The organism is Luteolibacter sp. (assembly GCF_039920825.1).
Taxonomy (GTDB): Bacteria; Verrucomicrobiota; Verrucomicrobiia; order Verrucomicrobiales; family Akkermansiaceae; genus Luteolibacter.
On record NZ_JBDSCX010000041.1, the window covers coordinates 164,242 to 178,878 of the forward strand.

At 60.0% G+C, this 14,637-nt stretch carries 9 protein-coding genes; 2 read left to right on the forward strand and 7 right to left on the reverse strand.

Annotated elements, in window-relative coordinates:
• Nucleotides 1-18: 18 nt before the first annotated feature.
• The 4 genes from ABIQ96_RS11860 to ABIQ96_RS11875 all read right to left on the reverse strand — a co-directional run bounded on the left by ABIQ96_RS11860 (nucleotide 19) and on the right by ABIQ96_RS11875 (nucleotide 7,106).
• Nucleotides 19-2,151 carry a DUF1549 domain-containing protein gene (locus ABIQ96_RS11860; protein ID WP_348214804.1) on the reverse strand — a complete coding sequence of 711 codons (2,133 nt, stop codon included), beginning with the start codon at nucleotides 2,149-2,151 and terminating at the stop codon, nucleotides 19-21.
• A gap of 133 nt (nucleotides 2,152-2,284) precedes the next feature.
• Complete coding sequence (locus tag ABIQ96_RS11865; protein WP_348214805.1) at nucleotides 2,285-3,130, reverse strand: alpha/beta hydrolase; 846 nt, start codon at nucleotides 3,128-3,130, stop codon at nucleotides 2,285-2,287.
• A 68-nt stretch (nucleotides 3,131-3,198) separates the two neighbouring features.
• Nucleotides 3,199-4,569, reverse strand: a complete 1,371-nt coding sequence (locus ABIQ96_RS11870; protein ID WP_348214806.1) for a DUF1552 domain-containing protein — start codon at nucleotides 4,567-4,569, stop codon at nucleotides 3,199-3,201.
• A complete protein-coding gene (locus tag ABIQ96_RS11875) occupies nucleotides 4,566-7,106 on the reverse strand; it encodes a DUF1592 domain-containing protein (RefSeq protein ID WP_348214807.1) in 2,541 nt (846 codons plus the stop codon). Before ABIQ96_RS11875 ends, ABIQ96_RS11870 begins: the two co-directional genes overlap by 4 nt.
• A 205-nt stretch (nucleotides 7,107-7,311) precedes the next feature.
• On the opposite strand from ABIQ96_RS11875, the gene ABIQ96_RS11880 reads away from it, so the two are divergent.
• The gene (locus ABIQ96_RS11880; RefSeq protein WP_348214808.1) at nucleotides 7,312-8,559 is read left to right on the forward strand and encodes an FAD-dependent oxidoreductase; all 1,248 of its coding nucleotides are present in this window, start codon (nucleotides 7,312-7,314) and stop codon (nucleotides 8,557-8,559) included.
• A 7-nt stretch (nucleotides 8,560-8,566) separates the two neighbouring features.
• On the opposite strand, the gene ABIQ96_RS11885 is transcribed toward ABIQ96_RS11880, so the two are convergent.
• The 3 genes from ABIQ96_RS11885 to ABIQ96_RS11895 form a co-directional block, all read right to left on the reverse strand.
• The gene (locus tag ABIQ96_RS11885) at nucleotides 8,567-9,961 is read right to left on the reverse strand and encodes a Fic family protein (protein WP_348214809.1); all 1,395 of its coding nucleotides are present in this window, start codon (nucleotides 9,959-9,961) and stop codon (nucleotides 8,567-8,569) included.
• Between the two features lie 129 nt (nucleotides 9,962-10,090).
• Nucleotides 10,091-12,808, reverse strand: coding sequence for a toll/interleukin-1 receptor domain-containing protein (locus tag ABIQ96_RS11890; protein WP_348214810.1), 2,718 nt, complete (start codon nucleotides 12,806-12,808; stop codon nucleotides 10,091-10,093).
• A 20-nt stretch (nucleotides 12,809-12,828) separates the two neighbouring features.
• On the reverse strand, nucleotides 12,829-13,578 hold the full coding sequence (locus ABIQ96_RS11895; protein WP_348214811.1) for an AraC family transcriptional regulator: 750 nt from the start codon (nucleotides 13,576-13,578) through the stop codon (nucleotides 12,829-12,831).
• 91 nt (nucleotides 13,579-13,669) lie between these two features.
• On the opposite strand from ABIQ96_RS11895, the gene ABIQ96_RS11900 reads away from it, so the two are divergent.
• Entirely contained in the window at nucleotides 13,670-14,626 is a 957-nt protein-coding gene (locus tag ABIQ96_RS11900) for a proline racemase family protein (RefSeq protein WP_348214812.1), read from the forward strand.
• Nucleotides 14,627-14,637 lie beyond the last annotated feature (11 nt).

The window sequence follows — 14,637 nt, forward strand, 5'->3', positions numbered from 1 at the left end:
GCGGGTTGGAGATCGGGTTCAAGGGACGAAGAGGAATTCGCGGGAGTTGAGGAGCACCCACGCCAGGTCAGGGAGACCGAGGCCGTTTTTCATGGCAGCGGAGGCACGGCTGGATTCGTCAGGACGCGGCTGGCGGGCGAGGAAGCTGAGATAGAGCGAGGCGATCTGGTCCGCAGGGGTGGTCGCCTTGGTGGCGGTGCCCAGTGCGGTGGATCCGCTGGTGATCATTTCCTGGATGGGTCCGTTCATGAGCTGCAGCATTTGCGGCACGCTGCCGTCGGTGGTGTTGGTATCCGAAACGAGGCGGTCGCTCTGGCCAAGGAGGCGCAGGAAATGATTTTCCGGTGCCGGCTGCTGGAGCTCGCTGGCGCGGGCTAACAGCAAGCCGGAGCGAATCTGCGGCCTGCCACCTTCATAGGCCGAGGCCATGGCTTGGGGATTTCCCCCGCCTTTCTTGCTGCCACCACCGGCAAGCGCTTTGTTAGCTCCCGCTCCTTTCGTTTTCATGTCCTCAACCATCTGGTTCACCGTCGCCAGATTGATCTGGTTGTCGTCCACCGCCATCTGTTGGAGGTTGTCGCCACGCCGGAGGAGGAGTTGGTCCGGTGCATCCCCGGACACGAGGGTGACGATGGAGTCCCACGCCTGCTCGGCGCTCATGCGGCGGAGAATGGGACCTTGGAAGCGGAAGGTCTTGGGATCTTCCGGCGCGGTGCAGGTCTGCCGTTGATAGGCTGCGGTGTTGAACAGGATGCGCTGGAATTCGCGCAGGTCGAATTTCGCCTGCTTCATGTAGGTGGTGATTTGTGTTAGCAACTCCGGGTTGCTCGCTTCGGACGGATCGTCAATATCAGCCACCGGTTCCTGAACGGCGATGCCGAAAACCTTTTTCCACAGGCGGTTGGCCATGGAGGTGGCGAAACGGGGATTGTCCGGATGCACCATCCAGTCGGCGAACTGGTTGCGGAGCTGCGAGGGTTTGGTGAGCGAGATGCCGTAGGATGGATTGTCCTTGGCCGTGCCAATCCATCGGATCAGCTCCGGTGCGACCGGATCACCCGGCTTCGCGTCCTTGTATTTGTAATCGACGGGGAACTTGAGGTGGTTGGTGGGCAGATCCACCAGGTTGTAGGCGTTCGATGTTAGAATTTGTCTCACCACCGCTTTCCCCCGCTGGGAAAGCTCCTCGGATTTCGCCAGCCTTCGGGTTTTCCTGAAAACGTCCTCGTGGAAACCGTCCGTCGCGCCAAAGAAAGCCGCCATGCTGTAGAAGTCCCGCTGCGACCACTCGGCGAAGGGGTGGTCGTGGCACTGGGCGCAGGAAACATTAGCACCCAGAAAAGTAGTTAGGAGATTCGAGACGCCGTCGAGCGGCATCTGCGCATCGCGAAGGAGAAATCCTGCCGCACCGTTCTCATTGAGTTTTCCATCGGCCGTGATCATGTCGCGCACCATCACGTCCCACGGGACATTCATTGCGATTTGCCCCTTGAGCCAGTCTTCGTAAAGATAGGATTTCGCGCCTTTCCCATAGTCGTCTTTCACCCGCAGCATGTCGGCCAGCCAGTTATACATTTGCATCGTATAACCGGGCGAGTTGAGCAGCGTATTGATGAGCTTCGCCCGCTTGTCGGGAGCGGAGTCGCCGAGGAACGCCCGGGCTTCATCGGCCGTGGGAATGCGGCCGATGGTGTCGAGGTAAAGCCGCCGCAGCAACTGTGCCTCGGAGGCCGGAGGGTTGGCCGCCACTCCATTCTGCTTGAGCGAGGCGTTGATGGATTCATCCAGCTTGGCGGCGGCCTTGACTATAACGTCCTGCGGCATCGGCTGGCGGGGCTGCGCCCTCTTGCATTCCAACGCGAACTGCTGGTCTTCAGCGCTCAATCGCGCCACTGGGAGTCGTAATTTGCGCCCGTCCTTTGCTTCCACGGTGACAATGCCGTTTTCGAAAGTCTTAAAGGTTGCCTCCAGCTTTTCCCCGTCCGACGAAGTCCAGAAATGTGGATCCTTCGAGGATGCGGGCGTCGAGTCCGGCGCGACCGGAGTCTCCTTGGGGGCGTTTCCATTCTTCTTCTTTGCCTCAGCCGGGACCGCAAAAAAAACAGCCGATGCCGTGACGACAGCCGCAGAGAGGAAGGTGAATGGTTTCATGGATTGAAGAGCTTCCATGTTATACCCCGGAACCTTCCGGAAGTTGCTACTCCATTTCCAATAATATCCCTCCAAGGTCCTTAAAGTCGATGACGCCTCGACAACGCCAGCACGGAAAACCCGAAAATTCCAGTCAGCGCGCCGTGGTGAACTTCCGATTCACCAGCCACTCGTCGAAGCGCTCGAGCCAATGGCTGACCGGGCCAGTGCTTTTCGCACGATAGCCGAAGCCGTGGTCGCCGTCGGCGTAAAGGTGGAGTTCGACGGGCACGGATTCCTTTTTGAAATCCAGATAGACTTTCGTCAACCCTTCGGAAATGTCCGGGCGATCGTTGGAGGATGCTGCTAGAAACGCGGGCGGTGATTCCTTGAACGGCACGATGCGGATCGAGCGGCCGGGATAAATCAGCGCTTGGAAATCGGGCTTGTCGCTGAGGCGGCCCAGCGGATCGGTTGCATCGGATTTCCCCGCATCGAACTTCATGCTGGAGATCGAACAAACTTCGCCACCGGCGGAAAAGCCCATCACGCCGAGCGCCGCCGGGTTGATGTTCCATTCGGTGGCGCGGCTTCTAACGAGACGAATGGCGCGGTGCATGTCGGCGACGGCGTGGTCGTCCACGGTGTAGGTGGAACCCGGCTCGCTGGCCAAACGGTATTTCAAAACAAACGCCGCAATGCCGTGATCCGCCAGCCATTCAGCGACGTTACTGCCTTCATGGGTGACGCAAAGCAAGCGGTGGCCGCCGCCGGGAGCGACAATCACCGCAGCTCCGTTCGCCTTGTCCTTGGCGGGGAGATATACGGTGATGCTCGGCTTGTGGATATTGGTGACCGTTTGCTCGCCGCTGGCCGACGTCTCGACTTTTTCTGGAGTATCCTTGCCCTCCGAACCGGGCGCGCCGCCGGGCCAGAGAAGAATGGATTCGGGAGCAGCGGCGGCGAATAATGTTAGAGCGAGGAAAAGGAGGGTTTTCATGATTCAAAGATAAAGAGTCAGGGCAAGATGCCCTGACAACGGTCTGGAGCGGGAAGCTCCAGCCACTTTCAGATGCCGGAGAGGCGGCCGGTGCTGTCGCCGAAGCGTTCGAGCGCGGGCACTCCCATGTTGTCGAGCATGTTCAGATAGAGATTGCACATCGGCGTGGTCTGGGTCTGGAAATACTGGCCGGGGTTCAAAGCTCCGCCGCCGTTTCCTGCGAGAACGACAGGCAGGTTCGCGTGGGTGTGGCGGTTTCCGTCCGAGTTTCCACAGCCGTAAACGATCATCGAATTGTGTAGGATCGTCTGGCCGTCGGCGTCGTGCTTGGACTCCAACATGGTGAGGAACTCGGCGAAGCGTTCGGCATAGAAACGGTCGATCTGCGCGACCTTCTGGATCATGTCCGGATCATCGCGGTGGTGGGAAAGCGAGTGGTGTCCCTCGGCAATTTCGATTTCCGGGAACGAGCGATTGCTGCCGTCGTGGGCGAGGATCATCGAGGAAATACGCGTGGCGTCTGTCTCGAAGGCCAGCGCCATCATTTGGAACATGAGGCGGATGTAGTCGTCGTAAGCGGTTGGAATTCCATCCGGGGTCTGGATCGCGGGGTCGGGAATGTCCTTGAAGCTCTCCGCGGTGACGATGCGCTGTTCGATCTCCCGCAGGCCAGTTAGATACTCGTCCATCTTGGCCTTGTCGCGATGGGTGAGCTGCTTTTCGACCGACTTCGCGTCGTCCATCACGAAGTCCAAGATGGAGCGCTGTTGGGTGCGGCGCTGGACGAGGCTGGCTCCGCGCTGGCCGGGAACACCCGCTCCGAAAAGGCGTTCGAAAACCATGCGTGGATTCGACTCGGGAGAAAGGGGTGAAGTGGCCGAACGCCAGGCGAGATTGGATTCGTAAGCGCAGGAATAACCGGAGTCACAGCCGCCGGATTTCCGGTGCGGATCGGTGGACAGTTCCAGCGAGGAAAAACGGGTGAGCCCGCCGATCTGGTTGGCGGCGATCTGGTCCACGGAGACGCCCGCGCGAATGTCGCTGCCCGCGGTTTTCTTGACCCGCACGCCAGTTAGAAAGGTGCCGTTCGCACGGGCGTGGTCGCCGGCACCGTCGGGACCGGCTTCGGCGTTAACGTGTTCGAGCCCGGAAAGAACTTGAACCCGGTGACGCAGGGGTTGCAACGGAGCGAGCGTGTTGCCGAAGGCGAAATCCCTGCCGCTGCCGGTCGGCGTCCATTGGTTCTGGATTGCTCCGTTAGGGAAATAGAGGAAAGCCATGCGCAACGGCGCGCCCGTGGCGGTAGTGGCAATTTTTCCCGAAGCGGCGACGGCGGCGGCCATCGCGCGGCCGGGCAGGAATGCTTCGAGCGCGGGCAGCGCGATGCAGGCTCCCACTCCGCGGAGGAAGGCGCGGCGATTGGTGTTAGAAATATTCATGGCGTGGTGCGGTGGCGTCTTTGAAACGGGGTGGAATCGATGATTCCGATGATGAGCTTTGAAAATTTACCCTCGGATTTCTCCAAATCTTCCACGATTCCGTCCACCGTGGTGATGTCGCAGGGTTCCGGACCGCGGCCAAGGGCGTAGGTGAGCATTTTCTCGGTGAGGCAGCGGTAGTAGTCGGTGCGGCGGGCGGTGACGAGGACGTGCTTGAGTTCCTTCACATCAGCGAACGTTTCGCCGGTGATCAATTTCCCCCCAACGCCCTCGATCGGCTGGCCCCGTTCCTTGTCGCGCCAGAGGCCCATCGCGTTGAAATTCTCCATCGCCAGTCCGAGCGGATCCATGCGGTCGTGGCAGGAAGAGCACAACGGCTTTTCGCGGTGCATCGCAAGCGCTTCACGCAGGGTCCGGTCATCGCCGTCGTGGGTTTTTTCCGAGGCTTCGAGCGAAGGGATGTTAGGTGGCGGTGGCGGTGGCGGGGTGCCGAGGATGTTGTCGAGAATGAACAACCCGCGCTTCACCGGAGAGGTGCGGGTGGGATTGGACGTCACGGCGAGAGTGGTTCCCATCGTCAGGATGCCACCCCGCGGGCTGTCCGGCGGAAGTTTCACGAGACGCATCTGGCCACCGTGCACGTCGGGCACGCCGTAGTGATTGGCGAGTTCCTCGTTCAGATAGGTCGAATCGTTTTCGATCAACCCGAGCACGCTGCCATCGGTCTGAATGAGATGTTTGAACATCATTTCCGTCTCGCGGCGCATCGCGGTGCGGAGCGACCCGCTGAACTCGATGCGCTTGCCATTGTTGCCGAATTTCTTGCGCATCTCGCCGCGTTCCGCTTTCAGGGAATCCACCTTTGCGGTGTCGTGGGCTTTCTCCGCCTCGTCGATATCCCGGTTGAGCTTCTGAAATCTCTCGAACCGCTGGCGCATGTCCTTCTCCTGACCGGCATCTCGGGCGAGCACGATCCGGGCATCCACGCTAACGCTCTCAACGTCGCGGGATTGCAACCACTGGCCTGCGAAATTCTCCACCAACTCGTCGGAGCGATCGTCCTTCAGCATCCGCTCGATCTGCGCGGGCAGGTTCTTCCGCAACTCACCGCGCCCCGCCATCTGATAGAGCGCGTCGTCCGGCATGGTGGACCAGAGGAAATAGGAAAGCCGCGAGGCCAGCGCGTATTCGTCCAACAACGGATGCGTCTGAGGATATTCATCCGGCAAAGTGTCTTCCATCCGGAAAAGGAATCGCGGCGACGCGAGCACCGCAGTGATCGCCCGGGCGATGCCGCGCTCGAACGAACCACCGGGAACTTCCGCGGACTCCATGGCCAGCCCGGTCAAGCGATGAACCGTCGCATCGTCCACCGGCCGGCGGAACGCGCGGGTCGTGAAACCACGCAGGATTTCCTCCGCATACTTTGTTTGTTCGGCCTTGTCCTGGGGCATTTCCTCGCGGGGGAAAAAGCGGTCGTAATTTTTCGGGCGTTTGGAAAACTCCGGCTCTAACGGACCAATCAGCGTCACTCCTTGGAATTTCAAATCGACATTCGGCGGACCGTCGCCGGGTTTTTCCTCGGGCTTCTGATCCTTGCCGACCAGCGGCTTCATCACGAATCGCAGCGTATGTTTTCCCGCCTCCCATTTCACCTCGGTGGACGACACCACCTTCCGCCCGTCCTCCCATTTCAACTGCTGCTGCATCACCCGCTGGCCGTCGATGAACCACTCCGAATCGGCGCGACCGGGATCGTAGGCAAACGAACCACGGACGACCGCATTCAGGACGACACGGTAGGTGCCTGTCTTGGCGACTTCCGGCGTGGCGGTGATGTCCGCCGGATCGTAAAGGGAAACGTTGAGTTCGGAATAGTTGCCGTTGTAGGCTCCCGTGCCATGAAAGTTGTCAGCCTCGATGTCCCGCTGCGGCGTGATCTTCCGCTCTAACGGAACCGAGCGGGCAACGATCGTTTCCGCCGCCTGCATGTATTTTTCCAGCAGCATCGACGAAGTGGATAGAACGTCGCCGATGTTATCGAAACCGTAGCCCGTATCATCCGCCGGGAATTCCTCGTCGGTGCGGTAATCGATTCCCATCAGATCGCGGATCGTGTTGCGGTATTCCACGCGATTCAACCGCCGCAAGGTGACGCGGCCGGGATCGGGATGCTGGGGATCAAGTTTCAGCGCGCCGCGTTTGATCCAGTCTTCCAGTTTCGCGAAATCATCGGGCGGGATGCGGTCCTTTTTCGCCGGAGGCATCATCCCGCTGCGGATGTTTTTCAAGGCGTGGACCCACAGCTCCGGCTGATTCATGAGCTCGCCCGTTGAACTGAATTCATCGAAGCTCACCTTGCCCTTGTTCTCGCCGTCGCCGTGACAGCCGTAACAATTGTCCTCAAGGATCGGCAGGATTTCCTTCTCGTAAATCCCCGCGTAGTCGGCCTCCGCCCGGCCCGCATGAGGCAGGACCGAACAGGAAACGAGCGCGAAAAAACGCGTTCGCCGGTACAAGGACTGGGAGTGAGGCATGAGCATCGTGGAGGTCGGAATCTATTGGGGAAATGGGCGCGCACAAGGGACAGCCGCCCGGTTTTACGTCGTCGCTATCGACAATCGTGCAGCCAATGTGAATTTCACCCCCATCGGGTGGGTAACACGAATCGTGCCGGATTGTTGCGGTTTCCGCAGGGATTTCTCGCTTCCCGGGCAAGACGGGTGGGATAGATTGGCGGCAATGAAATCGGATCGGGTGGTCATTGTCGGCGGCGGAGTCATCGGGCTTTGCTCGGCCTACTATGCGCTGAAACGCGGGCTCGCCGTCACCGTGATCGAACGCGAGGAGGCAGGCGGCGACAATTGCTCGATGGGCAACGCGGGGATGATCGTCCCGAGCCATTTCACACCGCTGGCCGCCCCCGGCATGATTTCGAAAGGCCTGCGCTGGATGTTCAATCCGGAGAGCCCGTTTTACGTTCGGCCGAGGTTGAGTCCGGATCTGATGCGTTGGGGCTGGCTGTTTTACCGACACTCGACCGAGCGCCACGTCGCCACGTCACGCGAGCTGCTGCGGGATCTGAGTTTGGAGAGCCGGCGGCTGTTTGCGGAGCTGTCGGACGAGGAGGATTTCGGGCTGGCGCAACGTGGATTACTCATGCTCTGCAAAACGCAGAAAGGCCTTGATGAGGAGGCGCACGTCGCGAAGGAGGCGCATGAAATCGGGCTACAGGCCGAAGTCCTCAATGCCGCGGCGACCTCGCAACTGGACCCGGCAATCACGATGAACGTCGCCGGCGCGGTCTATTTTCCGCAGGACTGCCACCTCAGCCCGAGCCGTTTCATGGCATCGATCCGCAAACGCGTCATCGCGGCGGGCGGGATCATCGAAAGCGGCGTGATCGTCGATCATATCGAAACCCGCGGCGGGCAAGTCGTCGCCGTCACGGGAAACGGGCGGCGCTTCGAGGGCGATCAATTCGTCGTCGCCGGTGGCTCGTGGAGCGCTGGCTTGCTGAAATCCGTGGGTTTGAATTTGCCGCTCCAAGCTGGGAAAGGCTATTCGCTCACATTGCCGTCGCCGCCGGAATTACCGCAACTGTGCTCGATTTTCGCCGAGGCAAAAGTCGCGATCACCCCGATGGACGGCAGCCTGCGCTTCGGCGGCACCATGGAAGTCGGCGGCCTCGACCTCTCGATCAATCCCGCCCGCGTGCGGGGCATCGTGAAATCGGTGCACGCCTATTTCCCGAAGTTTTCCGAAAAGGATTTCGAAGGCATCAAACCCTGGGCCGGCCTGCGCCCCGTATCTCCGGACGGCGTTCCCTATCTCGGCCCGGTGCCCGGATTAAAAAACCTGTTAGCATCCACCGGCCACGCGATGATGGGCCTCAGCCTCGGTCCTGTTAGCGGCCGGTTGGTGGCGGATTTGCTAATAGGCGACACGCCGTTCCGCCCGATCGACGCGATGTCGCCCGGGCGGTTTTGATAGCCATTCATTTCCAGTCCTTGATCCACGCATCGAATTCGGAAGGTCGCAACCGATAGCGCGCGATATTTCCTCCATGCAGGCAGCCGAGCTCGGTTTCCACGACCTCGATGAATTTCGCACGCTCCGCCAGCGGAACCATTCCGGCGGCATTTGCTGCGATCCATTTGGCCGCAACGCGCTTGTCCATACCGCCGAGCACCACTTCCCTAACAAATTTTGCGATGTCGGCGCGGTGACGCAAGCGGAACTGATCCGGATCACCCAAAGTCTGCCGGACGTTGGAATAGCGCGCGCATGAACGCCGGTAGGCTCTCACAAAAACATCCCGTAGATACTCGATGCGGTTCAGCTCATAGACGCCCAACAATCCTCCGATGTACTCATAGGATTCCACATCCACGAATGACAGCGGGCAAAGGTTGTGGCGGACGAGCGGTATGTTCGCAGCAAGCCGCGAGACCCGTTTATTCACATCCTCGAAGGGTTGCAAATAGGGCAAATGCACCATGGAGAAAAACGCCTGCTCCAACGGATCCCGGATCGCCGTCGCTTTTTCCAGGATTTGTTCAAACCGCTCTTCGATCTGCTGCGGCGATCCTAACGGATGAAAAACCGTTCCGCTGATACCGACCCGTAGCGAACGCAAACGGCCGCAAGCCCCCGGATCCGACAGGAGATTGTCCGATAACAAGGCATGGAGGTTGCAGATGGTGTAGCGGTTGAAAGCCAGTTCTCCCGCATCGTCCGCCAGCATTTCGATGGCGGCCTTGTGGTTGAGAATCATCTGGGTTTCCTGCACGGCTTTTCCTTCCGCGTCCTCGCCGAGTTCCAGCAACCGCTGGGTTTCAAGCAGCGAATAGGTGTTGCCCTCCAGCCGACTGGAATTCCACGAAAGATCAATCAGCAAGCGGTCCATCACTTGCCGGAAATAGGTGCCAGCGGGAAGGTCGCTCATGCCCACTTGGCCGATTTCCGCGAGTTCTTTCCGCAGGCCTTCCGGGAGGTAGTATGTCTTGTTTGGCTGATAGGCTTCCAAAAACGATCCCTGATAATTTACCGGATTCCGCTGCGCGAGGGGACGCTGGATGATGGCGCGGATTTCCAAGGCCTCGGGCGAAAGCCATTCGTGCCGGGTTTTGTAAACCGGCGTGTCCTCACGAACCACCAAGGTTCTGGGAAGCGGCTCCTCCTCCGGGGCCAAATAGCGCCGTGCGCGACCTTTCCCGGCCGGTTTCAACCGTCGTTCGGAAACGAGTTGGTCGAGCCTCCGCTGCAAGGTGCGTTTTGGAAAACCGAGTGCGGGTTCCGCCAACAGCTCTTTCACGGACGCGCCGGATGCCTTCCCGGCAATAATGCGGAGGAGGTTATCGAATTCCTTGGTTGGAATTTGTAGTGGCATGATTCTGTTAGTATCTGGCACGATTGACGTCAATCGTGCCAGAACCACCGCTTTTATGGCATGATTTACTGAATCGCGCCAGAAAAATTCTCATTTTTTATCGAAATCGTGCCACTTCAGCTCTCGATTTTATCGAGAGCCGAGCTTTTCTCTCACGCGGTCCAGGACCTGTGATGGAGCCTCCGTGACAGCTTCAAGATTTCCATCGGGCTTCAGACGGAAACCGCCGAGTGCTTCCGAGAGGTTGGCGATGACGGGCGCAACAATATCGGGAGGATGGAGTTGCAGGCTGCCGGTGACATCGGGTTTGGCGTTTTCTCCCGACCTGCCGAAGAGCAAAAAACTCCCGTCGGTGCCGAACTCCGCGTGGTTTTCCGTGATTGCTTCGGAAGCCGCATCGTCGATCCGACTCATCCGGTCGGAAACCGGTTTGCCGGTCGCGGTGTCCCAAACGGTGAAGGCATAGATGCCCATGTTTGGCGGATCCCACAGGAAACTGCGGGAAAGGGTGAGCTTTCCATCGGCAGATAGAGAGCTGAGAAGAACCGTGTCCGAGCTGGAATCCGGCGTGAACAGTGCGGCTTCGTCAATGACCGGGTGTTTCAGTAAATCGTTCCTGACATCCCAAATCTCGGTGGAGAAAAACTCCGTCTGGACGATGATCGCATCGTCGCCGGAGAAACGGGCGTGGGCGATAGGTGCGGAAAAACGGCGGCTCCATTCCGGCTCTTGATCCGGTTTGCCGGCACTGATGATCTTCAACTGCGTTTCATCAGCGATGATCAGTTGCCGGTTTCCCAGCTGATCGGCGATGACCAGAGGCTTTGCAGCCAGACCCTCTTCCTCATCGCCGGTCGGCCAAACCTTGTGCAGGCCTTTCGCATCGATTGTCGTTAGAGAAGTCTGCGCGGGAGAGGCGATCCGGGTGGGCCCCAGCAACCGCCAAGCCGCAGTTTTCCCGCCTTCCAGAAGAACGGAAAGGTGATCCGCGGAATCCACGTGAATCCCGGTGACCGTACCATCCACGGCGATCGGCCAACCTAACGGCTCGCCGGTTTCAAGGCTGCTGATCCGGATTGAGCGATCCACCGCGGTGCTGACGAAAAGCTTGTGCGCGGGATCGACCTCGGCGAGTTGGACCGATTGATCATGCGAATTCGTGACGAGGGAAAACAAGTCGGGGCTTTCAGGATCGGCGTCGAGACGATGGACGGTGGCATTTCCCTTGGTGGACAAGGTGACAAGCATCGGTCCGGGCGCACCCTCTTCGCGGGGTACGAACCAGAGATCCGCGAAAGCGGCACCCTGATAGTTCGGGTGGCCACCGTCAGCAGGGATCGGCTCGCCGATGCGGACGCCCTTGTTGACGTCCCAGACCTCTACGTATTGCGGAGCACGCCAGGGCGATGCGACGATGGCTGCGAAACGTCCGTCATCGGACAAGCTCGCGGAGACGATTCCGCTGAGGTAGTTGTCTCCCTGATAGTCGAGCGTGAGCCACGGTCCTAACGGTTTTCCTGAAATTTCCCAAAAGCGGAAAGTAATCGCCCCCTCGCCCGCCTCGGCGGTGCTGACCACCGTGACGCAGCGCAAGCCATCATCGCTTTCACCATACCAAGTGGGTTCCACCTCTTCTCCATCGAGATCCAGCTTGGCGAAATCCGGCCGCGGCACCACGGGCTCCAGACGATGGTGGCTCGCCGCTGGCATAATCGCGGAGGCGGGCTCGGGGAGCCAGAAGGAGCGTTGTTGAAACAAGGTCCAAATACGGGTGGCTGCGCTGGCATGTCCCGCTCTTGCCGAACGCGCGAGGTAGGCCAGACCGCTGCGGGCGGTGGTGGATTTCGCGAGACGGTTGATGCCTTCCTGAAAATCCGATGCGGCAAGCGTGGCGACCGCCTGGCGTTTCTCCGCTTCGGCCACGCCGCGTGCCGTGACCGCAGACTGACGCTGGGTGTTTGCATCGCGCCGCTGGATGTCTGCTTCCTTGCGACGCTCGTTGGCCATCCAGCCGAGCACGGCGGCAGCACCGGCGAGCAGTGCGAAGACGGAGCTCAAAGCTGCTAGCAAACGCGCGCGCTGTTTCGCCCGGCGCAATTGCCGGACCTTGTCGCGCTGAGTCAGCTCGCCGAGCGGCATGCCGATGGCTCCGGCGATGACTTTGAGCTTCGCGAGTTCGAGCCGCTCGGCGTATTCGCGAACGGCGTCAGCACGCTGAACGCGTGTCAAGCCGGGTTGCTTTTCCAACGCCTCCGCGTAGGCAGCGGCGGTGGTCCACCCTTGCTCAGATCTTCCACCGGGGCGGCAATCCGCGGCGATCGGCTCGGTCCGTTCCGACCAATCGATGCGGCCGGAATCATCCGGCACACCGAATTTCAACGGCTCGGGAAAGCACTCGGTGGCGGCTCCGAGGCGGGCGAGTTTTTCCGGATCGTCGGATGCGTTAGGCTCGCCATCGATCATCAGCGCGAGGATGCGGTTGCTCTTGCCGATTTCCTTGAAGTGCCGGATCTCGTCGGCGACGAACCTCGACTGCACCGCACGCGGCGAACAAAGCACCACAAGCAGACTGCTGTTTTCCAAGGCGCGGCGGATGTTGACCGATAGATCCGCATCGGCAGGCAGTTCCTCCTCGTCGCGGAACACCGGATAGAGCGTCGATGGCACCTGCTCGCCACGCTGGTTGACCTTTCCTATCAGATCCGCGGGAATATCATAATTCTCCACCGTCTCATGCAGCCAGGTCGCCCATTTGCGGCCCATCTCCATGTTGTCCGCATGGCGATAGGAAATGAAAATCGCATATTTGCGCGGCTGCGTCTCGCGGGGGGAATCGGTGGGGGCCATGGATTTTTTGAAATGCGGAATCAATCGCGCGCGACTTTTTTCCGATAGGCCAGCGGGCTGATGCCGACGGCCTGCTTGAACTGCCGGGAAAACGCGGATTGATCGGAATAGCCGCACGAGAGGGCGATCTGCGCGATGGGCTCGTTGCTGCCGGAAAGACACTTGCAGGCGGCGTCGATCCGCACCTTCACAAGATACTGCCCGGCGGTGACGTGAAACAGCGAGCGGATGCGCTGGTCGAACTGATAGACGGATAGCCCCGCCATTTCCGCAAGTCCCGGCAAACGCAGGGCTTCATCATAGTGACGATGAATGTAGTCAACCGCTCCCGACAACGCCGCGAAGTCCTCACCTTGCTCCCCCGGCGAATGAAGGTCGCGTGAGATGCCGCAGATCCCGGCGACTTGGCCGTTTTTCCCCATAACCGGCTCTTTGAAGGTGAGGCACCAACCGCTGCGCCCGCCCGGGTAGAGGTGGAGTTCGAGGTGATCACGGATGGGGTTTCCGCCACGCAGGATTTCCCGGTCCTGCAGCGCGAACGCATTTCCCAACGGCGGCGGAAACAATTCCTCAGCCGTGAGGCCGAGCGCCGCTTCCTTATCGGCCAATCCGCAGCGCGCGGCGAGCGTGTCATTGACCGCCATGTAGCGGCCGTCCGCGTCTTTGATGAAGAAAACGATGTCCGGCACGCCGTCGAAAAGCCGGTCCACAGGCAGGATGCCATCGAGTGATTCAAAGAACGATTTGCGAAGTGATGCGGCTTTGCCCATGCTAGTTTCCCCGGTGCGGATTTCCTATACGAATTCGGAAGCCCCCGCTAGAGCATTCGCCAAGACCCCGATGCTATAAATCATGCAGCCCATGAGCCAAGTTCCACTCCAAGTCATTGATTCGCACACTGAAGGCGAGCCCACGCGGGTCGTTGTCTCGGGCGCGCCGGATCTTGGAAATGGCACGATGGCGGAAAAAGCGAAGCGCCTGCGCGACGAGCACGACTGGCTTCGCAGCGCCGTTTGCAACGAGCCTCGCGGCCATGAAGCGATGGTCGGCGCACTGCTCTGCGAACCCTCCGAGCCCGACTGCGTCTGCGGCGTGATTTTTTTCAACAACCTCTCCACGCTCAACATGTGCATCCACGGTGCCATCGGCTTGACCGTGACGCTGGCGCACATGGGGAAAATCCGCGTCGGCTCGCACCGGATCGACACCCCCGTCGGGGTCGTGGTCGCAACCCTGCGTGCCGACGGCTCCGTCGAAGTGGCGAACGTCCCGAGCTACCGGAAAGCGGCAGGCGTCCCCGTCGAAGTCCCCGGCTACGGCACCGTGCGTGGCGACATCGCGTGGGGCGGAAATTGGTTTTTCCTCATTGAAGACCAAGGCCCAAGCGTCAAATTCGCCAATTTCGAAGCGCTCACGGATTTCACCTGCCTCGTTCGTCACGAACTCGAAAAACAAGGCATCACCGGCGACAACGGCATGGAAATCGATCACATCGAAGTGTTCGGCCCGCCGTCGGATCCCGCGCTGGCAGACAGCCGGAATTTCGTCCTGTGCCCCGGAAAAGCCTACGACCGCTCGCCCTGCGGCACCGGGACCAGCGCCAAACTCGCCTGCCTTCATGCCGATGGAAAACTCGCTCCCGGCGCAATCTGGCGGCAAGCCGGCATCCTCGACACCGTCTTCGCAGGCAGCGTCGAAGAACTGCCTGATGGAAAAATACTCCCCCGCGTTTCCGGCCGCGCCTGGGTCAACGGCGAGAGCACCTACCTTTTCGATCCTGCCGATCCATTCCTCCACGGCATCCCCTCACCAATCTAACATCAATACAT

Coding starts and splice junctions, on each gene's coding strand:
- ABIQ96_RS11860 (WP_348214804.1), bottom strand. CDS start 2,151: ATGAAACCATTCACCTTCCTCTCTGCGGCTGTCGTCACGGCATCGGCT.
- ABIQ96_RS11865 (WP_348214805.1), bottom strand. CDS start 3,130: ATGAAAACCCTCCTTTTCCTCGCTCTAACATTATTCGCCGCCGCTGCT.
- ABIQ96_RS11870 (WP_348214806.1), bottom strand. CDS start 4,569: ATGAATATTTCTAACACCAATCGCCGCGCCTTCCTCCGCGGAGTGGGA.
- ABIQ96_RS11875 (WP_348214807.1), bottom strand. CDS start 7,106: ATGCCTCACTCCCAGTCCTTGTACCGGCGAACGCGTTTTTTCGCGCTC.
- ABIQ96_RS11880 (WP_348214808.1), top strand. CDS start 7,312: ATGAAATCGGATCGGGTGGTCATTGTCGGCGGCGGAGTCATCGGGCTT.
- ABIQ96_RS11885 (WP_348214809.1), bottom strand. CDS start 9,961: ATGCCACTACAAATTCCAACCAAGGAATTCGATAACCTCCTCCGCATT.
- ABIQ96_RS11890 (WP_348214810.1), bottom strand. CDS start 12,808: ATGGCCCCCACCGATTCCCCCCGCGAGACGCAGCCGCGCAAATATGCG.
- ABIQ96_RS11895 (WP_348214811.1), bottom strand. CDS start 13,578: ATGGGCAAAGCCGCATCACTTCGCAAATCGTTCTTTGAATCACTCGAT.
- ABIQ96_RS11900 (WP_348214812.1), top strand. CDS start 13,670: ATGAGCCAAGTTCCACTCCAAGTCATTGATTCGCACACTGAAGGCGAG.